Raw genomic sequence first — 18,998 nt, 5'->3', positions numbered from 1 at the left:
GGAAAACGTTATATTCCTCAAACGCCTCTCGGCGGCAAGGGCCAAGTCTCAGTCTTTTGTGTCGGCGGAGTCGGGCTCGGCGATTGCCTTGACCAGGTCGACAATCCGTCGACGAATCGTCACATCATTGATCCTCAGGAAAGCCTGGGCGAGCTGCATGCCATCGGACGTCGCAAGGCTAGCGAAAAGATCAGTACGCTCAGCTTCGTATCCAGTTGTTTCTTCGGACAGGGTTGAATCGTCTTCGTCGGATTGGAAATCATCGTAAAAGAACTGGACCGGAACATCGAGAATTTGTGCGATCTCAAACAATCGACCCGCACCTATTCTGTTTACGCCTTTTTCATATTTTTGAACTTGCTGAAAAGTTAGCCCAAGATCTTCGCCCAGCTTTTCCTGACTGATACCCTGCATCATGCGCCGTAGTCTGACTCGGCTGCCTACATGAATATCGATAGGGTGAGGCGCCCGCTTATTCTCTTTATTCACTGCACTTACATTCCTGGCCGAGCGTTTCGGGATCGAAGATATTTTGAGAGAAATTGGTCTATAGTTGTTCACACTAAAGACGCAATAGCTCCTCGGAAAGAAGCCAAAAAAACAACTAGTAGTAGAGAAAAGAACAATACTTCACCATAACGATCATAGGTTGTCGTTACCAGTGATGGCGGTAATGGTGCCACTAGCACACCTTCTTCGTAAATCTCAATTGATCCCCTCATTTCACCATAAGCATTTAGGATCGTTGACATCCCGGTGTTCGCAGCACGCGCCATCGGCAGGCCAGTCTCGATCGTCCGTAAACGCGAGATTGCTAGATGCTGAAGCGGACCGGCATTGTCGCCGAACCATGCGTCATTTGTGACAACGACCAAAAAGTCCGGTCGATCTCCCTCCGGATAGAGGGCACGGGGAAACACATCCTCGTAACAGATGAGCGGTGAGAACCGACGTCCGTGAACAGTCAGGGTGGCCGGCCCTGTCCCGGGGGTAAAGCCATCTTCCACAGGGGCAAGTTGTGAGAGACCGATTGCGTTCAACAGAGACTTGAAAGGTAAGTACTCACCGAAAGGAACGAGGTGGTGCTTGTCATAAATCGCGAGGAAAGGTTTTTGCTTCTGCTCTCCCTCACCAATAGTAGGTCCAAACAAGACACCGCTGTTCCCATAGAGAGTATCGCCATCGGACCCTTGATAGGCCCGCACGGTCCCCGAAAAGAGCGCCGCTTTCTCAGGCAATTCCCTGGCCAATAAAGCAGGAATTATCGGCAAGGACCCCAGATGGGGATACGTATTCTCAGGCCAGACAATCAGGCTATTCTGCGTATCTGGCGTTTGCGCTGCGGTCATCGCCAATAGGCGGAGAAGCGCTTGGTCACGTAGTTGCGCGTCTAGACGATCGCGTTGATTGACGCTGGGCTGGGCGACAATAAGTTCAAGTGGCGATGAAAAATCTTCAGGTATCTGATTGTTCGTCAACCTCAATCCGCCATACGCACAGAGCAGGATCATCCCCGCGAGGCAAATAAGCGCGGGCCTCATGGAAAGGCGTGGAGCGAGCAGTCCGGAGGCGGGGATAATCGCCAAGAGCAGGACAACAAGCGACAGACCATAGGGGCCCCAGATCGCGGCGGTCTGCGCGAGGAGAGGGGTGCCGGCGAAGGCTTGGGCCGGCAAGTTCCAGGGAAAGCCCGTCAGGACATGACCGCGAATGACTTCAAAGACCGCAAAGCTTGCCGCGAGACGTAAGCTGAAATTGAGGGGGGAGGACGGCCTACCGAGACCGGCAAGAGCTGTCGCTGCCCCATAAAAGAGCCCCAGAAAGCCGGTGAAGAGCGGTATCGCAAAGGGAATGAGCCAGGCGAACTGGTCCGCCTGAACAAGAAAGGCAAAGGCGAGCCAATGCAGCCCGATCAGGAAATAGCCGAAACCGAAAGCCCATCCCAGCCGAAAGGCCGCGAAGGCGGTCCCACCTTCGGCCCGGCCCGAATAGACCAGCACCGACAACAAGCCGAAGCCGATGGGCAGTAGGGGGAGCAAATAGAGGGGCGCCTGCGCAAGGGCGGTCAGGGCCCCCGCCCCGAAAGCGACAGCTAACCGACGGCCCCCTTTGAGGGCGCGAAGACGAGTGAGAATGTCAGTGTGTGCGCGCGTCATAACCGATCGACCCCTCCCGGCGCCGACCGAGGACTAGTTCACCGCGGCTGCCGTCTCGTTTGCTGCCCTACCGGCTTGTGGCTCGCCGTCCAGACCCGTATGCGCCGCTTCGGTAATACGCACCCGCCGGATTCGGCGGTGATCGGCATCAATGATCTCAAACTCCGCGCCATTGGGATGGGTGATAACTTCGCCGCGAAGGGGGACGCGACCGGCAAGAGAAAAGACAAGCCCCCCCATCGTATCCGCGTCATGGTCGTCGAGCGCGAAGGCCGCTCCGATCACGTCTTCTAATTCCTCGAGGGGGACGCGACTGTCGGCCTCCCACCGATAATCGGCGATCTTGTGGATCGCATGGGTATCGCCTTCGTCGTGCTCATCGCGAATATCTCCGACGATCAGCTCAATGAGATCTTCGATCGTCAGGAGACCGTCCGTCCCGCCGAATTCATCGATCACGAGCGCCATGTGGACCCGGCTTGCCTGCATCCGCAGCAGCAACTCGGTCACCGGCATCGATGGGGGAACGTAGAGCAATTTGCGGAGAATACTCTGGACGACATGGCGTCCTTCCTCGCCCTCAATGTCTTTAAGGCCGTTACTCGCTAAAAGACCAATGAAATCCTTGATGTGGATCATGCCCAAGGGATCATCGAGATCCCCGCGATAAACAGGCAAACGAGAGTGATTGGCTGAGGAGAAGGTCTGCAACAGGTCGCTGAGATTCGTTTCGATATCGACAGCGACAATATCGGCGCGGGGGATTGCCACGTCATCGACCCGCTTTTGATTGAAGGCGACAATCCGCTCGACCATTTCCCGATCGGCAACGGCCTCATCGCCAGAGCCCGATTGCTGGGCCATCACCAGGGGCGCGGCGCTGGCGCCGCGGCGCCCGGTCAGGCGCTCCACCCATCGGCGCAGGCGGCGGTTCGGATTCGTCTCTTCTCCGGTCACATGGCCTGCCGGTTGACCAGCAGGCTCACTAGACGGCCCTTCGCCGTCAGGCATCGCTCTCTCCTTCATGATGACGCCTCATCCCCTGCATAGGGGTTTCCGTAGCCAAGGCGATCCATCAATGTCGCTTCTAAGTCTTCCATCACCGCCGCATCAGCATCGGACTGATGGTCATAGCCAAGCAAGTGTAAAAATCCATGCAGTATCAGATGGGCAAGATGCCGATCGAGGGGGAAGGCGCGCGCCTCCGCTTCGCGGGCACAGACCCCATAGGCAATGGCGATATCCCCAAGGAAGAGATCCTCTCCCGGCGGCGTTGAGAAGGGATCGGCGGGGAAGGACAAGACGTTCGTGGGGGTGTCTTTTCCTCGAAACGATTTGTTGAGGGCCTGAAGCTCGGTATCGTCGGTCAGCCGCAGGGCGATCACCCCCGACACCTCCGGCATCTCCGCGCCGAGGATGGCGGCGCATCGCTCGGCCAGGGGGTGTCCCTGATCCTGCGGCCAGTCAGGGCAGACTGTTTGAAGTTCAACCGTAATCACGGGGCGGCGGGACGTTGGCTCACGGCCTGCGTATCGTAGGCCGACAGGATCTTCCGAACGAGGTCGTGGCGAACCACATCCTCGCCGGTGAACCGCGCGATCCCGACTTCGTCGATCCCCTGAAGCAGGGACAGCGCGTCCGCCAGGCCGGAAACATGGCTCGGCGCCAGATCGGTCTGACTGGGATCGCCGGTCACGATCATCCGGGAGCCTTCGCCGAGGCGGGTCAGGAACATCTTCATTTGGCCTGCCGTCGTGTTCTGCGCTTCGTCGAGAAGCACCACGGCACGGGAAAGTGTGCGCCCCCGCATGAAGGCTAACGGGGCAATCTCGATTTCCCCGGCGGCGATCCGGCGATCGACGAAATCGGCGTGCAGCACATCGTAAAGGGCATCGTAGAGGGGCCGCAAATAGGGATCGATCTTTTCCTTCATGTCCCCCGGCAGGAAGCCAATCCGCTCCCCCGCCTCGACGGCCGGGCGCGATAGGATGATCCGTTCGACCCGGCCCTGGATAAGGGACAGGGCGGCGAAGGCGACCGCGAGATAGGTCTTGCCGGTCCCCGCCGGACCGACGCCAAAGGTCAGCTCTTTGGTGGCAAGAGTTTCAAGATAGGTGGCCTGTGCCGGGGTACGAGGGCTCAGCGTCCGTCGGGGTAGGGTCAGAACCCGCCCGGTCCCGCCATTGTCGCCGGTCGACGGAACGCCAGCATCGCCTGGATGACTGATGTTGAGGGGGCCCATGCGCAGGGCGGTGTCGATATCCGCCGGCGTAACGGGCAGCCCAGATTTCAGGCGGTCCGCAAGGGCGTTGAGAACAGTCTGGGCTTGGAGGACTTGGCCCTCTTCGCCTTTGACGAGGATCGTGTTGCCCCGCGCCAGCAAGGTCACGTCCAGTTTATTCTCCAGCAACAACAGATTGATGTCATGGGGCCCGGAAAGATCGGAGGCGACTCGATTGGACTCAAGCCTGACGGTCGCGCTGCTCATGCGGCCACATCCAAGGCCGCCGCCTCAAGACTGTTTGGGCGGGTCGACAGGATACGGACAGGAACAATCTGCCCAAGGGCATGGTCGGGAAGGGGGGCGAATACCGCTTGCAGATACGGGCTCCGCCCCACGAGCTGCCCCGCTTCGCGCCCCGGTTTTTCGAACAGCACCGGCAAGATTTTGCCGACCTGCTGGGCGTTAAAGTGCTGCTTTTGACGTTCGAGAAGGGCCTGAAGGCGCTGAAGGCGCTCGGCCTTGATGTCCTCGGCCACCTGCTTTGGCAGGGTCGCCCCCGGGGTGCCCGGTCGGCGGGAATATTTGAAGGAGAAGCAGGAGGCGTATTCGACCGCCTCCACCAGGGCCAGGGTCTCTTCGAAGGCGCCCTCATCCTCCCCCGGGAAGCCGACAATCATATCCCCAGAAATCGCGATGTCCGGCCGCGCCTGACGAATACGCTCGATCATCCGGATATAGGTGTCGGCCGTATGCCGCCTGTTCATGGCTTTCAAAATGCGATCGGCGCCGGATTGGACGGGCAGATGCAGATAGGGCATCAATTTTGGCTCGTCCGCAAAGGCAGCGATCAACTCGTCATCCATGTCGGCGGGGTGGGAGGTGGTGAACCTGATCCGCTCGATCCCGTCGATTTGGGCCAGGTGACGGCACAAGCCGCCAAGTCCCAGGCTGTCTTGCGTGGCCCCCGCGGGGGCCGCCCCGCGCCAGGCATTGACGTTTTGGCCGAGCAGCGTGATTTCCACGACCCCTTGCGCCGCTAAGTCGCGGACCTCGGCGGCGATCGCATCGGTCCCGCGCGAGACTTCGGCCCCGCGGGTATAGGGCACCACACAGAACGTGCAGAATTTGTCGCACCCCTCCTGGATCGTTACGAAGGCGGCATAGCCATCGGCCTGCCGCCCCTCCGCCAGCGCGTCGAACTTCTCGACCGCCGCGAAATCCGTTTCGAGGGCCAGTCCCGCTTCTCGCGCACTCTTGGCGATGAGTTCAGGAAGATGATGATAGCTCTGCGGGCCGAAAACGAGGTCGACCTGCGGCGCCCGCGCCTTGATCTCTTTTCCCTCAGCCTGCGCGACACACCCGGCGACGGCGATTTTGCCGCCCCGCGCCTTGACCTCGGTGAGGCGCCCAAGCTCGGAATACACCTTTTCCGCGGCCTTTTCACGGATGTGGCAGGTGTTCAAAATGACCAGATCAGCCTCATCAGGATTTGCCGTCGGGCTGTAGCCGAGGGGGCGTAACAGGCCGGTCATCCGCTCTGAATCGTACACATTCATCTGGCACCCCCAGGTCTTCACATGAACCTTTTTGGATGCCGATTGATCGGGTGGAGTCGTCATCGCGTGCCCCTAGCGGAAAGTCGGGTTTGAGGGGAGCCCCCTAGCGAAATCGGTCACACTCCCGCAAAAGCTGGCCGCTGGGATCATCAATTCTAGATCGGTACGGGCACATCAAAGCCCTTAAGGAGTGCTCATGCAGGATAGCGCGGACCCCGCCGCCCCCCAAAATGACCCCATCGAAGCGGCAACGCCAGCGCCCCAGACGCCCGAGACGACCGAGTTGGGTGACGTGCAGGCACCGCCTGCGGGCAGCGGTGATGACGGGTCCGCGATCGCCGAGGTCCTGGCGGTGGAAAATCTCAGAGACACCGGCCTTGAGCTTTGGGAATGGATCCTCGCCAATGTGCTGACGCTCAATGTGCTGATCCAGCTGGTCTTGTTGGTCGTCGCAATCGTGCCGGCGGTAATTTTCGGCCCGCGGCTACGACGCCTGATCGAACGGCAGATCAAGCCACGGGTCCCTGCGGGATTCCTGCGCCGGGCGGTCGATGCCCTCGGCACTGTCGGGACGATGATCGCGCTCTGGATCACCTTGGGGATCTTCGGATTGCTGGTCGGTCCGATCGAGAGCTTGGTCGCCCTGCTTCTTGGCCCAGACCGGTTCGGTCCCGTTGTCGGCGGCGCTGCGATCCTGTCCGCCGCCCGGAGCCTCCTGACCGCGGCCATCGTCATCCGTCTCGTGACCTTGGTGATCAGATCGGCCTTTTGGTCGAAGGTTGCCTTTTATGTCGCATGGCCGATCGCCGCCCTCGATGCCTTTGGGCTCCTCGATAATGTGGTCGATCAACTGGCCGCCGCCTCGATCACCCTGGCCCCGGCGGAAGGCGACCGCGCCGCCGTCACGCTGTCCATGCTCGATATCGTGCGGGCAGGGATCATTTTTGCGATCTTTTTCTGGATCGCGTCTCTCGCCTCCTCGCTGATCAATCGTCAACTCCAGCACGTCGATGAGCTCAACCCCTCGTTCAAAGCCCTTCTCGAAAAGGTTCTGAACTTCGTGATGCCGATCATCGCGCTCGTCCTGGCGTTGCAGATGATCGGTTTCAACCTGGCCTCTCTTGCGGTCTTTTCCGGCGCGGTCGGGTTGGGGATTGGCCTTGGCCTGCAAAAGATCATCTCGAATTTCCTCGCCGGCTTCACCCTCTTGGCGGACAAGTCGATCAAGCCGGGGGATGTGATCCAAGTGGGGGATGTCTATGGCTGGATCACCGAAATGAAGAGCCGTTATGTGTCGGTTCGGACACGAGACGGTCATTCTCATCTGATTCCGAACTCCACCTTCATCGATGATGGCGTGGTCAATTGGTCCCATAATGACCGGGCGGTGCGCATTCATGCGCCCTTTGGCGTCACCTATAATCAGCGCGATATGAGCCTAGTGCAGCGTCTCGCCATTGAATGCGCCAAATCGACCGACCGGGTTCTTGACGCGCCGGCACCGGTTTGTCTGATGACCGAGTTCGGCGATAATTCCGTCAATTTCGATCTGCGATTCTGGATTAACGACCCGCCCAGCGGCATCGCGAATGTCCGTTCTGCGGTGATGATGAAATTGTGGGATACCCTGCACGACCACGATATCGAGATCCCATTCCCGCAGCGGGATCTCCATATCCGCTCCAGCGATATCGACCTGTCGGCAATGCTCAGCGATCATCGGGATCGCCAGGGGGATCGCCAAGGAGATCAGCAGGCCGGATCCTAGCGCGCGGAAAAGTCTTTTGCTTTCCGGTCTTGTCCCCTCGGCGGGAGGAGGTCAATTTCCCCCGATGAAATCCTCGTCCGGCCTCACCCTCTATCTCGTGCGCCATGGGGAAACCGTCTGGAACCGTGAGCGGCGGATGCAGGGTCAGGCCGATAGCCCCCTGACGAAGCTTGGCCGGGCCCAGGCGGAGACTCACGCAGACCTCCTGGCACGGCACGAGGTCGACAGGATTATCGCGTCACCCTTAGGGCGGGTGCGCGAGACCGCGGCGGTTATTTCCCGTCGCCTGGTGGTTACGCCGGATTTTGACGACCGATTGATGGAGTGGAGCTGCGGCGACTGGGCCGGCATCCTCTATAGTGATTTGTCGCGGCTCTGGCCGAAGGAGCACGCCGCCTGGCTCGGTGATCGATATGGGGTCCGCCCCCCCGGAGGGGAGAACATGGAAGACCTGCGGGCCCGTGCCGAAGCCTTTTGGGGGGAATGGCAAGACCGTCTCACCGGCAGGGTCGCGTTGATTGGTCACGGGCTGATGAACCGGGCCATTGCCGGGGTTCTTCTCGATCTCAGCCGTGCCGAGATCATGGCGATTCGACAGAAGAACGATCGCATCATTCGTTTGTCGTTTACGGCAGACCGACCCATCGTCCATCATTTCGCCGGATTGCGGGGACCGCTCACGGGTCTTCCAGGAGAACGGGGAATGACAATTCCCGTCTCTTGAGGCTTGACCGCTTATGGCGAAAAAGTCTTCCTACAGGCGCTCAGAACAGAAACGAAAAGCCAAGGGGAGTTGTCGATGTCTGACGATAAGCACGCTGAATACCTGGAAAAAGTTCAACAATACGACGCCGATGCCGATCCCGCGATTGTGCGCAAGATTGCCAATAAGCTCGGCATCGCCTTGCGCAACCGGGACAGCTCGCTGGTATCCTGCTCGGATAAGAGCGAGCTTGAGCGGGTGCGGGACGGCTTTGCGAAAAAGACCTTGGGCCTCGATGCCGATCATTCCGATGACGAAATCATGGAAAAGATCAACGAGGTCTGCGTGCAAATGGCCGGGGATAAAGGCAATAAGCACCGGGTGCCCTTCTATTACCTCCTCGCCAAGGGGACCAATACCCTCGACAAGGTTTAAGTCGCAGCGCGGGGCGGTCGGTCGAGTGGAGATCCCATGCCAAGGCCGCTGACCCGCGCGCAAATCGCTGAGCTATACCGCCGTTTGGCCGAGGATCGGCCGACACCGAAGACGGAACTCAATTACGACTCGGCTTATACGCTGTTGGTTGCCGTCGCCCTGTCCGCCCAGGCGACGGACGTGTCCGTCAACAAGGCGACGGGGCCGCTTTTTGCGGTGGCCTCAACGCCCGAGGCGATGGTGGCGTTAGGCGAAGATCGGCTGGCATCGTATATCAAGACGATCGGCCTTTGGCGGACCAAGGCCAAGAATGTGATCGGTCTGAGCCAAAAACTGCTCGACGATTATGGCGGCGAGGTGCCCGCCGACCGCGGGGCGCTTCAACAATTGCCTGGCGTGGGGCGAAAGACCGCCGATGTCGTGATGAACGAGATCTTCGACGCAGAAACGATCGCCGTCGATACTCATATATTTCGGGTCTCAAACCGAACAGGTCTCGCCATTGGGAAGACCCCGGATGCGGTGGGGGATCGGTTGTTGAAGGTGACCCCGCCCGCCTACCGCAAGGGCGCCCATCATTGGCTGATCTTGCATGGGCGTTACGTCTGCAAGGCGCGCACGCCTGCTTGCGGGGCTTGTGTCCTGCGAGAGGGGTGTTGCCACTTTCCCCAAAAGACCCCCGCGCCTAAGCCTGCTAGATGACCCTGGCCCCGCGTGACCGCCTGATTGCCGCCCTCGATCTGCCCAGCCTTGAGGCGGCGGAGCAGTTGACCCGCCAATTAGGCGACGCGGTCGATTGGTATAAGATTGGCTATCAGCTGTTTCCCCTTGGGGGGTATGACTTTGCCCGACGGTTGGCGACGGCGCAGAAGAACGTCTTTCTCGACCTCAAGCTGTTCGATATCGGCAGTACGGTGGAGCGCGGGGTACGTAGTCTTCGCGGCGTGGGGGCGCGTCTCCTCACGGTTCATGCGGATCCCGATACGATTGCCGGCGCGCTCCAGGGGCGAGACGATGCGCGCCTTGCCGTCCATGCCGTGACGGTTCTCACCTCTTGGAATGCCGAGAGTCTCAAGGCCCACCAAATTGGGGGGGGCGTGCTTGACCTGGTGCTTCGCCGGGCGGAGATGGCCGCCGAAAATGGGGCGGACGGCGTGATCGCCAGTGCGGCTGAAGCGAGGGCGATCAGAGAGCGGTTCGGCGACCGTCTCTCCATCGTGACCCCCGGCATTCGGCCAAAGGGGGGGGCAAGGGACGATCAAAAGCGGGTCGTCACGCCGCAGGCCGCTTTAGAGGCGGGCGCCGATCGGTTGGTGATCGGGCGTCCCATTACCGCGGCGGCGGATCCGGTGGCGGCGGTTCGCGCCCTTTTGCGCGATATTGGCTAGAGCCGGGTCCGTTCAATCGGTGCCGTGAAACGTCTCTAGGTCTTTGTTTTGTCGTATTTTTCTTTACGCAAACCAGTTTTCGCCCCGGTTGAAAATGCCCCGGCGGCCACCTTCCCTTTCGGCTCTCGCCCGCTAGGCTAGTCGGTAGCGGTAAAGTGACGAGGAGCGGAAAAATGCAAGGATGTCGGTTGGGAGTTGTCGTGTCGGCCCTCGCCTTGGCGGGCACCGGCGTGCCGGACGGGGCCGCGGCCCAGAGCTTTACCGGAATTGGATCCGGCGCCCGGGCGTTCCAACAGCTCGATGCCGACAAGCTGCCGACGCCCAATGTCTATCGTGCCGCGACGGGCGAGCCGGGCCCGCGTTACTGGCAGCAGCGAGCCGATTACGTCATCGATGTGGCGATTGACGAGGACAAAAAGCGACTGACCGGCGCCGAAACGATTCTCTATACGAATAATTCTCCCCACACCTTGCGGTATCTGTGGGTGCAGCTCGACCAGAACCGGTTCGCCGATGGATCCTTGGCAAGGATGTCCGAAACGGCGGCAACCAGCGGCTCCCGCCGGGAGGCGGGCAGTGCGCAGGACCGGCTCTCCTACGGCGCGCTGGCCCGGCAAATGGCCCTGGCCGATGTCGATCACGGTTTCAAGATCGAGGCTGTGCAGGATCGGAATGGCAAAAACCTTCCCTATACGGTTGTTGATACGATGATGCGGGTGGATCTGCCATCGCCACTGGCCCCTGGTCAGACCTTTGAACTCGACATCGATTGGCACCAGCAGATTATCGACGAAAGCGTCGTTGGCGGGCGCGGGGGCTACAAATGTTTTCCGGTCGATGCGCGCCCCGAAAATCAGGACAAGGATTGTATCTTTTTCCTTGCCCAGTGGTTTCCTCGCATGGCAGCTTTTACCGATTATGAGGGGTGGCACAACAAGGCCTTTTTGGGGCGTGGCGAGTTTACGCTCGAATTCGGCGACTATGTCGTTTCGATTACCGCGCCTGCGGATCATATCGTCACGGCCACGGGGGAACTTACGAACCCAGGGGAGGTTCTCACCCCGCAACAGCGTCAGCGCCTTGCCAGGGCGAAGGAAAGCGATCGGCCCGTGATGATCGTGACCCCTGAGGAGGCAAAGGAGAACGAGCAGGAGGGGACGAGCGAGCGTCAGACCTGGCGCTTTGAGGCGGAGAATGTGCGCGATTTTGCCTTTGCTTCCTCCCGGAAATTCATTTGGGACGCCATGGGCTATCGGCAGGACGACGATGAGAATCCCGTCGTCATGGCAATGTCATTCTATCCGAATGAGGCGGAGCCGATCTGGTCGCAATATTCCACGGAAGCGGTGGTCCATACAATGGACGTCTATAATCGCTTCTCCTTCAATTATCCCTATCCCTACGCCATTTCCGTCAATGCGTGGGAGCGCGGCGGGATGGAATATCCAATGATCACCTTCAACGGTTATCGGCCGAACGCGGAGGATGCGCCGAATGGCGAGGTGACCTATACCCGCGGCATTAAATACGGCCTGATCGGGGTGATCATTCACGAAATCGGCCATATTTATTTTCCGATGACGGTCAATTCCGACGAGCGGCAATGGACCTGGATGGATGAGGGGCTCAACACCTTTCTCGAATATGTTGCGGAGATCGAGTGGGAGGAGAATTATCCGGCGTTCCGTGGCAAGACCAATATTCTGGATTATATCACCAGTTATATGACCAGCGCCAATCAGGTGCCGATCATGACGCAGTCGGATTCAATTCTCCAATTCGGGCCGAATGCCTATTCCAAGCCTGCTGCCGGGCTGACAATTCTTCGTGAAACCGTTTTGGGGCGGGAGCTGTTCGATCCCGCGTTTAGGGAATATGCCCGTCGGTGGAAGTTCAAACGTCCGACACCGGCCGATTTTTTCCGTACGATGGAAGAGGTGTCGGGCGTAGATCTCGACTGGTTCTTCCGCGGCTGGTGGTACACAACCGACCATGTGGATTTAGCCGTCACAGGTATGCGGCAATATACAATCTCGAGCCAGGACCCCGACCAGGAAGCGTCATATCAACGCCGCGAAGCCTCGCAGCGGGAGCCTGAGCCCTTGATCCAGCGGCGGAACCGCGAGGAGGGACGGGAAACCCGTCTTGAGCGCCGTGGCGAAGCATTGGAAGATTTCTATACGGAAAACGACCAATTCGTTCCCACCAATAAACAGCGCAATGACTATCAGCGCTTTTTGGACGAGTTGAGCGATGCCGACCGTGCCATCTTTGAACGGGCACAGGAGCGGCAACCCTATGTCACCTTTGTCGATTTCGAGAATGTCGGCGGTCTCGTCATGCCGATCCCTCTCACCCTTACCTATGAGGGGGGGGATGTTGAAACGATGATGATCCCAGCCGAGATTTGGCGACGGGACGCCGAGCGGGTGACGAAAATGTTCCTGACAGAGACACCGATTATTTCGGTGGAGATCGATGTGGATCACGAGATCGCCGACGCGGACCCGACCAATAATGCCTTCCCGCAAAAGCCAGTGACATCGCGGTTAGAGCTTTATCTCTCCCAACGGTCGTCAACGAACCAGATGGCCGATGCCCTTGTCGAGCTTGAGGGAGACGATAAGGGGGAGACCGCTGGAGAGCAGGGCCCGGACGTGCCCCTGTCGGCCGGTGCCGGGGACGCCCCACCAAATGACGCTGAAGCCGAGCCCACCGCCGAAGGCCCATCCGAGAGCGAGGGCGACAAGGCGGAGGAAGGCGGTCAACGCGAGGAGGCTGACGAATGAGGCGGTATGGATATCGGTCGAGGTTAAGAGCGCTCATCCTGGTGGTTCTTGGCATGGGCCTGTCGCCCCTGGCCATCGTTGCGGCCCATGCCCACCGTCAGCCTGAAGTCATGATTGAGATCGAGAAGGCGATGGTTGGCGGGAATGAGGCGACGACCCTCACCACGCGTATGACGCGCTTCATATCGTCAGCATGGTGACGGGTGAAAATGCCTCCTCCCTTGAGACGGCGGCGGCGCGCGATGCTCTCACATCTTATGTGGCGGCGCATCTTAAGACCAGCGGGCAGCTTATTTCCGTCGGTACAGAGATCGAAGGCAATTATCTCTTCGTCTATCATTTGGGCGGGGCCGAGCTCGTGGTCAAGCGTGCCGACATCCTCTCCGATGTCGCCTCGGGGTGGTCGAACTGGGTCAGCTTTCGAGGGGACGGGTCAAGCGCGTCACGCTCTTTGGTGTTTACCCGTCAATATCCGAACGGTTTCTCGCCCCAGAACTGACAATCAGCCTGTTGGCGGGATGGGGACTGTGGTCGCCGTGCCGCCTGCTGCGCGCCACTCGGCAAAGGTTTGGCCCTTTTCGATCCCGTCAAGGACATAAGAGCGGAGGATCGCCGCCGCTTCTTCGTTGTCTTCCGGCAATTCAGTGTGGGCAATCACCGGGGCATAGGTAATGTGGAAGGTCTGCCCCTTTTTGTTCAAAAGCTCGTGGAAGAGCGTCATGTCCCGCAGCTCCTCATTGACATTGGAAAGCCAATAATAAAGCCAGCTATTTCGGCTTTTGATCCGGGCAGGAACGATGGGGCAGCTATACCTCTTGGCCATCGCCGCGACGGAGCTCATCCATACCCGTTCGTACTGTACCTTTTTGCTGTCCATGAACGCCAAACGCCCTGAGGGAAACAAAACGACCAGTCGCCTCTGTTGGAACGCGTCATTCGACGCTTTCAGTGTCTCTCGCGATTTGGCTCGGGTCTTGCGCGCATCATTCCATTCAACCGGAATTAACTTCGCCGTCATCAGCGGGTTGAGGCGCAGCGCGTCGCCATTGACGAAAATGATGGTGTCGTCCCGTATGGGGGCCGCCGAGTCGTGAATGGCAAGGCCATCGGCAATGCCTGTGGGATGGTTGGCGGCAAGGATGCAGGCGCCTTCCTTCGGGATATGCTCTGTGCCCGAAACATCAAGTTTCATCTTGATGGTCTCGGAGGCATGGGCAAAGGCCCGTTCGGCTGACAGACGCCCGGCCGTATCGACCATGCGCTTTGCCATCCGATAATTCAGGACCGCGTTCAAAACCATGCGATAGAGCGGCCAAAGCGTCGATTGCGAAAGCTTGACCGCTCGCTCCTTCAGCAGCTCATCGACGATATGACGATGCTTTTCGTCTTTGGACGGCACAAAATAGGCGCTTTCGGCCTGCCAAGTGGCGATCGCCCGGTCGGCAGGTGAGGTCTCCGGGTGCAGGGGCTTTGCGTCGGGGCCGTAGACAACCGTCGGCTCGGGCTGGTCGGGGAGTGTTTCGGCCACGGACTACAAACTCTTCTGCTTCTCGCTCAGCTCTTGGCAAGCGGCTTTGGCGAGGGAGACAAGGGCTGCAAATTCGTCATCGGCAAAGGGGTCGCCCTCCGCCGTCGCCTGAATTTCGACGATCCCGCCTGTCCCGGTAAAGACGAAATTGGCATCCGCCTGGGCGGTGGAGTCCTCATCATAATCGAGATCAACGACCGGCGCCCGATTATAGAGCCCGCAACTGATCGCGGCGACACTGTCGGTAAGGGGCGAAGTCGTCAGGACCCCCGCGGACAGCGCCCAATCGATGGCCTGCTTGAGGGCGACATAGCCCCCGGTGATCGAGGCCGTTCGTGTGCCGCCATCGGCCTGAAGAACGTCACAATCCACTTGAATCTGGCGCTCGCCCAAGGCGTTGAGATCGACCACCGCCCGGAGAGACCGGCCGATCAGCCGTTGGATTTCCTGGGTCCTGCCACTGGGTCCTTTATCCCGCTCCCGTCGGCCACGGGTATGGGTCGCCCGGGGCAACATCGAATATTCAGCCGTCACCCAACCGCGACGCTGGTTCTTGAGCCATGGGGGCACGTTCTCTTCGAAGCTGGCGGTGCACAGAACATGGGTGTTACCGAACCGGACCAGACAGGACCCCTCGGCATAGCGATTCACCCCCAATTCGAAGGTGACATCTCTCATCTCATTGAATGCACGGCCTGAAGGGCGCATAAAATTCCTTCTCAATGCTGGGGGGTGACGATAATCGACAAGGATGACGGGCTTCTTCCCCCTGAAGACCGTTCATGAGATCGGAATGTCTAACCTATGGTTTTTCTGGCGGATATAGACAGCCGATCCCGGCAGATTTTTAAATCCCTTGTGGATACTTATCTACAAACGGGTCAACCCGTCGGATCGCGAACCCTGTCGCGGGAGCCCGATCTTGGGCTGTCGCCCGCGACAATTCGGAACGTGATGTCCGATCTGACATCGGCGGGCTTGCTTGAAGCGCCCCATGCGTCCGCCGGGCGCTTGCCCACCGAAAAGGGGCTTCGTCTTTTTGTCGACGGGTTGATGGAAATCGGGGCCCCCTCGCCGGAGGATCGCCGGGCGCTTGAGGCCGAAGCGGGAGGAGAGGGGGAGGCGCGGTCTCTGCTCGATCGGGCGGCGGTACAGCTTTCCGGCCTGACAAAGACCGCGAGCCTGGTCCTGACCGGCACCAACGACCAGCCCCTCCGGCAGGTCAGCTTCGTTCCGCTTGAGGCGGATCGCGCCTTGATGGTGCTGGTGAACAAGGCGGGGGATGTTGAAAATCGGCTGATGCATTTGCCGGCGGGACTGCCCGCCAATGCATTGGTGCAGGCCGCCAATTTCCTCAATGCCAGTATGTCCGGCCGAACGCTGGCGGAGGCGCGGTCCGAAGTCGCCAAGGCGATCGAGGAGGCGCGGGGGGAACTCGATGATCTCACCCGCGAATTGGTGCAACGCGGGGTGGCCGACCTCTCGACCGGCATGGGCGGTGGCCCCCAGCTGATCGTGAAGGGCCAGGCCAATTTGCTGACCGACGCCGCCGAGGATCTCGACCGGGTCCAGCAATTGTTCGAGGAATTGGAGCGCCAGCAGGGGATTGTCGATCTCCTCACCGCCGCCAAGGAAGGGGACGGGGTGCGTATCTTCATCGGCTCGGAAAATCCTCTGTTCAGCCTCTCGGGGAGTGCGGTGGTCACCGCGCCCTACCGCGATGCCGACCGTAATATTGTGGGGGTCGTGGGGGTCGTGGGGCCGACCCGCCTCAACTATGCCCGGGTCATCCCGCTGGTGGACTACACGGCGGAAATTGTCAGTCGCCTTGCCCAGTCATCTCAGGGATGAGAGGGCAAGGAATGAGGGGCCAGGGATGTGTGGGAGGGCGAGTAGGGCCGCTGGTCATACCGATGGGGCCGGTGCTGCACATTCGGCCTTCACCCACGCGGCATAGGCGTCGGTGGCTTCCGCCTCGATCGTGAGGAGTTGCGGCAAATCATAGGGATGAGCGGCCAGGAGGGCCGTGCGCAAGGGGACGAGACGCCCCGCCGAGGTCTTGAAACTGACGCGATATTCGCCCTCACAGGCCATTGACCCCTCCCAGCGATAGACGCTCTCGATTGCCGTGATCTGTGCGCAGGCGGCGAGCCGCTCCGCGATGATCCGCTGCGCCAGGGTTTGGGCCGCTTCCTCGCTGTCCACTGTGGTCTCGACAATGAAAACACAGGAGGACGAAGCTCGTTCTTGATGTGCCATGCGCGGATAGATACATCCCCCTGCCTTGACGGAGAAGTGCGAGCCTAAGTCATGACCGAATCACCAGGCCGACCCGAGGACGAGACCCCAGGCAGGGAGAGCCAAAGAGAGGGCGAAGCTTCACCCCGGGGCGGTGAAGATATCCCCTCCCATTTGACGGACGAGGCGCTTGACGGCGCCCATATCAAGTCGCTGGCCGAGGCCCGCATCGCCGAGATGCAGGCCGAAATCGACGCGCAGAAAGAGCAGCTTTTGCGCGTGGCGGCCGAACTTGAGAACACACGACGCCGGGCCGAGCGGGAGCGGCAGGACGCCGCGAAATACGGCATTACGAAATTTGCCGGCGATCTGTTGTCCGTGGCGGATAATTTCTCTCGCGCCCTCGAACTGGCGCCGAGCGACCCCTCCCTCGCCAGCCCCGACCAGATCAGCGGATTGATCAATGGCATTCGGATGACGGAGAAGGAATTGCTCACCGTTTTCGAGCGGAACGGGATTAGCCGTATCGATCCCAAGGGGGAGCGGTTCGATCCGAATCAGCACCAAGCGATCGCGCAAGTGCCGGGGAACGGCGAACCCAAGGACCATGTGGTCGATGTCGCAGCACCGGGCTTCATCATCGGCGAACGGGTGATCCGGGCGGCCATGGTGACGGTCTCCACCGGCGCCAACGCCGACTGACCGGCGACAGAGCTCTAATGCGTGTCGCCGCGCATTGAGGGGGGGGCGACGGGGTGTCTGGTCGTCTCCTTTATGGGAAACGAATCCTTAAAGCCGGGTCGGCACAAGCTGGCTATGGGCAAAGCGACAGGCATTTATCGGCATTTGGCGGCGGCCACCGGTGCCGCGTTGCTCGTCATTGGCACGGCGGGGGCTGTCGAGGATGCGTCCCGCACCTATGAGCTTAGCGGGGCCGAGGCTATTTCGCTTGCGGAACGATTTCTGTCGGAAGGACGGCTTGGCGCGGCCGAAGCGATCGTGTTGGCCTTGGCCCAGGAGGATCTGAGCCCGGACATAGATCGTACCCATATCGATTTTCTGGCGGGCATGATCGCCCTCCGCCAGGAGAAGGTCGACGAGGCCACTGCGCTGTTCGAGCATCTTCTCGCTTACGATGGCACGCTTGTCGGTGCCAGGCTCGAACTGGCGACGGCCTATATGGCGAAGGGTCATTACCGCCAGGCTGAGCGGCAATTGCGCCTCGCCTCCGCGCAGGGGCCAAGCGTCGACGTCCAGCGCCGCATCGGCCAGCAAATGGCGGCGATCGACCGCCGAAAGGTGATTGAGATCGAGGCCGGGGCCTCCATCGTTCCCGATACGAACGTCAATACCGCAACCGCCCAGTCAACAATCATCGCCGGCGGGGTCGAACAACGGCTGAACGATGACGGCGCGCTCCGGCGGTCGGGGGTCGGGGTCACCTCCGATCTCTCAATCAGTGCAAAGCGATCTGTCAGAGGGGATCTTTTCGCACGCGTAACGGCTATGGGCCGTCTGATCGATCAGGAGGGGGTCGATTTTGACTTCGCCACTTACGGCCTCCGCGCGGGGCCCGAATGGCGCGGCCGCCGATTGAGGGGGAGTTTATCGGCCCTGGTCAGTGCGCAGTCCTATGGCGGTGCGCCCTATGCCGAGGCGGCGGGGCTCGAAGCGCAACTCCTTTCGGCTCTCACCCGGCGGGTATCGCTCTCGGCAAGTCTCTCGGTTCAGGCCTTGGATTTTCAGCAGGACGATCGCCAGGATGGCGCCCGCGTCGCCCTTGGCCTTGGCGCGCATCGCCGCCTCACCGATCAGATCCGTACCGGCGGCAGTCTGAGTATTGACCGTCAGACAGCAGATGACCCCACTTTAAGCTATTGGCGCACTCATTTTGCTACCTATGTGTCCGGCGCCCTTCCCGCGAAGCTGTTCGTTACCGTTTCGCCGAGCGTCGCCGTGCGGGAGGCCGACGAAGGGTCGGAGTTCTTCGGCGGACGGCGTGAGGATATTACCCGGTCGGTATCCGTTACCCTGTCGGGGGGGCCAAGCGCGATAGCGACGCTAAAGCCCCAACTTGGCTATCATTATACGGATAACGACTCGACGATCGCGTTCTATAGTTACGATCGGCATCGGGTCGATCTTGGCTTCTCGCGCGATTTCTAACCTCAAGGGCGATGCCCCCCGGGGGGGCTCATGAGAGGCGCGTTGGG

General features: G+C 60.1%; 20 protein-coding genes. 11 read left to right on the top strand and 9 right to left on the bottom strand.

Annotation, left to right across the window (positions count from 1 at the left end; translation table 11 throughout):
• Nucleotides 1–48 precede the first annotated feature (48 nt).
• The 6 genes from PB2503_RS03795 to miaB form a co-directional block, all read right to left on the bottom strand.
• On the bottom strand, nt 49–417 hold the full coding sequence (locus PB2503_RS03795) for a helix-turn-helix domain-containing protein (protein WP_013299902.1): 369 nt from the start codon (nt 415–417) through the stop codon (nt 49–51).
• A 140-nt stretch (nt 418–557) separates the two neighbouring features.
• Entirely contained in the window at nt 558–2,156 is a 1,599-nt protein-coding gene (gene lnt, locus PB2503_RS03790; protein WP_013299901.1) for an apolipoprotein N-acyltransferase, read from the bottom strand.
• A 33-nt stretch (nt 2,157–2,189) separates the two neighbouring features.
• Entirely contained in the window at nt 2,190–3,167 is a 978-nt protein-coding gene (locus tag PB2503_RS03785; RefSeq protein WP_013299900.1) for a hemolysin family protein, read from the bottom strand.
• Nucleotides 3,168–3,178: 11 nt separating this feature from the next.
• Entirely contained in the window at nt 3,179–3,655 is a 477-nt protein-coding gene (gene ybeY / locus PB2503_RS03780) for an rRNA maturation RNase YbeY (RefSeq protein WP_013299899.1), read from the bottom strand.
• On the bottom strand, nt 3,652–4,644 hold the full coding sequence (locus PB2503_RS03775; protein WP_013299898.1) for a PhoH family protein: 993 nt from the start codon (nt 4,642–4,644) through the stop codon (nt 3,652–3,654). The genes ybeY and PB2503_RS03775 overlap by 4 nt, the downstream gene beginning before the upstream one ends.
• On the bottom strand, nt 4,641–5,999 hold the full coding sequence (miaB, locus tag PB2503_RS03770) for a tRNA (N6-isopentenyl adenosine(37)-C2)-methylthiotransferase MiaB (RefSeq protein WP_041534878.1): 1,359 nt from the start codon (nt 5,997–5,999) through the stop codon (nt 4,641–4,643). The genes PB2503_RS03775 and miaB overlap by 4 nt, the downstream gene beginning before the upstream one ends.
• Before the next feature lie 133 nt (nt 6,000–6,132).
• Between miaB and PB2503_RS03765 the strand changes: the two genes are divergently transcribed.
• The 8 genes from PB2503_RS03765 to PB2503_RS03730 all read left to right on the top strand — a co-directional run bounded on the left by PB2503_RS03765 (nt 6,133) and on the right by PB2503_RS03730 (nt 13,518).
• Entirely contained in the window at nt 6,133–7,704 is a 1,572-nt protein-coding gene (locus tag PB2503_RS03765) for a mechanosensitive ion channel family protein (RefSeq protein WP_013299896.1), read from the top strand.
• Between the two features lie 64 nt (nt 7,705–7,768).
• Entirely contained in the window at nt 7,769–8,428 is a 660-nt protein-coding gene (locus PB2503_RS13775; protein WP_013299895.1) for a histidine phosphatase family protein, read from the top strand.
• Between the two features lie 75 nt (nt 8,429–8,503).
• Complete coding sequence (locus tag PB2503_RS03755) at nt 8,504–8,842, top strand: DUF2853 family protein (protein ID WP_013299894.1); 339 nt, start codon at nt 8,504–8,506, stop codon at nt 8,840–8,842.
• Nucleotides 8,843–8,878: 36 nt separating this feature from the next.
• Complete coding sequence (gene nth, locus PB2503_RS03750; RefSeq protein WP_013299893.1) at nt 8,879–9,544, top strand: endonuclease III; 666 nt, start codon at nt 8,879–8,881, stop codon at nt 9,542–9,544.
• Nucleotides 9,541–10,230: an orotidine-5'-phosphate decarboxylase gene (pyrF, locus tag PB2503_RS03745; protein ID WP_013299892.1), complete on the top strand. Its 690-nt coding sequence runs from the start codon at nt 9,541–9,543 to the stop codon at nt 10,228–10,230. Before nth ends, pyrF begins: the two co-directional genes overlap by 4 nt.
• 173 nt (nt 10,231–10,403) lie before the next feature.
• Nucleotides 10,404–13,019 carry a M1 family metallopeptidase gene (locus PB2503_RS03740; RefSeq protein WP_013299891.1) on the top strand — a complete coding sequence of 872 codons (2,616 nt, stop codon included), beginning with the start codon at nt 10,404–10,406 and terminating at the stop codon, nt 13,017–13,019.
• The gene (locus PB2503_RS03735; RefSeq protein ID WP_013299890.1) at nt 13,016–13,219 is read left to right on the top strand and encodes a hypothetical protein; all 204 of its coding nucleotides are present in this window, start codon (nt 13,016–13,018) and stop codon (nt 13,217–13,219) included. Before PB2503_RS03740 ends, PB2503_RS03735 begins: the two co-directional genes overlap by 4 nt.
• Entirely contained in the window at nt 13,213–13,518 is a 306-nt protein-coding gene (locus tag PB2503_RS03730; protein WP_013299889.1) for a hypothetical protein, read from the top strand. Before PB2503_RS03735 ends, PB2503_RS03730 begins: the two co-directional genes overlap by 7 nt.
• 3 nt (nt 13,519–13,521) lie before the next feature.
• Here the strand turns inward: PB2503_RS03730 and PB2503_RS03725 are convergent, their stop codons facing one another.
• Both PB2503_RS03725 and rph read right to left on the bottom strand, forming a co-directional pair.
• Entirely contained in the window at nt 13,522–14,547 is a 1,026-nt protein-coding gene (locus PB2503_RS03725; RefSeq protein WP_013299888.1) for a lysophospholipid acyltransferase family protein, read from the bottom strand.
• A 3-nt stretch (nt 14,548–14,550) separates the two neighbouring features.
• A complete protein-coding gene (gene rph / locus PB2503_RS03720; RefSeq protein WP_013299887.1) occupies nt 14,551–15,255 on the bottom strand; it encodes a ribonuclease PH in 705 nt (234 codons plus the stop codon).
• Between the two features lie 96 nt (nt 15,256–15,351).
• On the opposite strand from rph, the gene hrcA reads away from it, so the two are divergent.
• The gene (gene hrcA / locus PB2503_RS03715) at nt 15,352–16,398 is read left to right on the top strand and encodes a heat-inducible transcriptional repressor HrcA (protein ID WP_013299886.1); all 1,047 of its coding nucleotides are present in this window, start codon (nt 15,352–15,354) and stop codon (nt 16,396–16,398) included.
• A gap of 54 nt (nt 16,399–16,452) precedes the next feature.
• On the opposite strand, the gene cutA is transcribed toward hrcA, so the two are convergent.
• The gene (gene cutA / locus PB2503_RS03710; protein ID WP_013299885.1) at nt 16,453–16,806 is read right to left on the bottom strand and encodes a divalent-cation tolerance protein CutA; all 354 of its coding nucleotides are present in this window, start codon (nt 16,804–16,806) and stop codon (nt 16,453–16,455) included.
• Between the two features lie 51 nt (nt 16,807–16,857).
• On the opposite strand from cutA, the gene PB2503_RS03705 reads away from it, so the two are divergent.
• Nucleotides 16,858–17,487, top strand: coding sequence for a nucleotide exchange factor GrpE (locus PB2503_RS03705; RefSeq protein WP_013299884.1), 630 nt, complete (start codon nt 16,858–16,860; stop codon nt 17,485–17,487).
• Between the two features lie 21 nt (nt 17,488–17,508).
• Entirely contained in the window at nt 17,509–18,951 is a 1,443-nt protein-coding gene (locus PB2503_RS03700) for a surface lipoprotein assembly modifier (protein WP_148235187.1), read from the top strand.
• Nucleotides 18,952–18,998: the final 47 nt, after the last annotated feature.

The sequence above is a fragment of the Parvularcula bermudensis HTCC2503 genome (assembly GCF_000152825.2).
Taxonomy (GTDB): Bacteria; Pseudomonadota; Alphaproteobacteria; order Caulobacterales; family Parvularculaceae; genus Parvularcula; species Parvularcula bermudensis.
Note: the sequence above shows the minus strand (reverse complement) of the source record. Positions and strands in the feature narration are given on the sequence as shown.

Excerpts from the sequence above, each read along its gene's own strand:
- PB2503_RS03795 (WP_013299902.1), bottom strand. The coding sequence starts at position 417 with ATGATGCAGGGTATCAGTCAGGAAAAGCTGGGCGAAGATCTTGGGCTA.
- lnt (WP_013299901.1), bottom strand. The coding sequence starts at position 2,156 with ATGACGCGCGCACACACTGACATTCTCACTCGTCTTCGCGCCCTCAAA.
- PB2503_RS03785 (WP_013299900.1), bottom strand. The coding sequence starts at position 3,167 with ATGCCTGACGGCGAAGGGCCGTCTAGTGAGCCTGCTGGTCAACCGGCA.
- PB2503_RS03775 (WP_013299898.1), bottom strand. The coding sequence starts at position 4,644 with ATGAGCAGCGCGACCGTCAGGCTTGAGTCCAATCGAGTCGCCTCCGAT.
- miaB (WP_041534878.1), bottom strand. The coding sequence starts at position 5,999 with ATGACGACTCCACCCGATCAATCGGCATCCAAAAAGGTTCATGTGAAG.
- PB2503_RS03765 (WP_013299896.1), top strand. The coding sequence starts at position 6,133 with ATGCAGGATAGCGCGGACCCCGCCGCCCCCCAAAATGACCCCATCGAA.
- PB2503_RS13775 (WP_013299895.1), top strand. The coding sequence starts at position 7,769 with ATGAAATCCTCGTCCGGCCTCACCCTCTATCTCGTGCGCCATGGGGAA.
- PB2503_RS03755 (WP_013299894.1), top strand. The coding sequence starts at position 8,504 with ATGTCTGACGATAAGCACGCTGAATACCTGGAAAAAGTTCAACAATAC.
- nth (WP_013299893.1), top strand. The coding sequence starts at position 8,879 with ATGCCAAGGCCGCTGACCCGCGCGCAAATCGCTGAGCTATACCGCCGT.
- pyrF (WP_013299892.1), top strand. The coding sequence starts at position 9,541 with ATGACCCTGGCCCCGCGTGACCGCCTGATTGCCGCCCTCGATCTGCCC.
- PB2503_RS03740 (WP_013299891.1), top strand. The coding sequence starts at position 10,404 with ATGCAAGGATGTCGGTTGGGAGTTGTCGTGTCGGCCCTCGCCTTGGCG.
- PB2503_RS03735 (WP_013299890.1), top strand. The coding sequence starts at position 13,016 with ATGAGGCGGTATGGATATCGGTCGAGGTTAAGAGCGCTCATCCTGGTG.
- PB2503_RS03730 (WP_013299889.1), top strand. The coding sequence starts at position 13,213 with ATGGTGACGGGTGAAAATGCCTCCTCCCTTGAGACGGCGGCGGCGCGC.
- rph (WP_013299887.1), bottom strand. The coding sequence starts at position 15,255 with ATGCGCCCTTCAGGCCGTGCATTCAATGAGATGAGAGATGTCACCTTC.
- hrcA (WP_013299886.1), top strand. The coding sequence starts at position 15,352 with ATGGTTTTTCTGGCGGATATAGACAGCCGATCCCGGCAGATTTTTAAA.
- cutA (WP_013299885.1), bottom strand. The coding sequence starts at position 16,806 with ATGGCACATCAAGAACGAGCTTCGTCCTCCTGTGTTTTCATTGTCGAG.
- PB2503_RS03705 (WP_013299884.1), top strand. The coding sequence starts at position 16,858 with ATGACCGAATCACCAGGCCGACCCGAGGACGAGACCCCAGGCAGGGAG.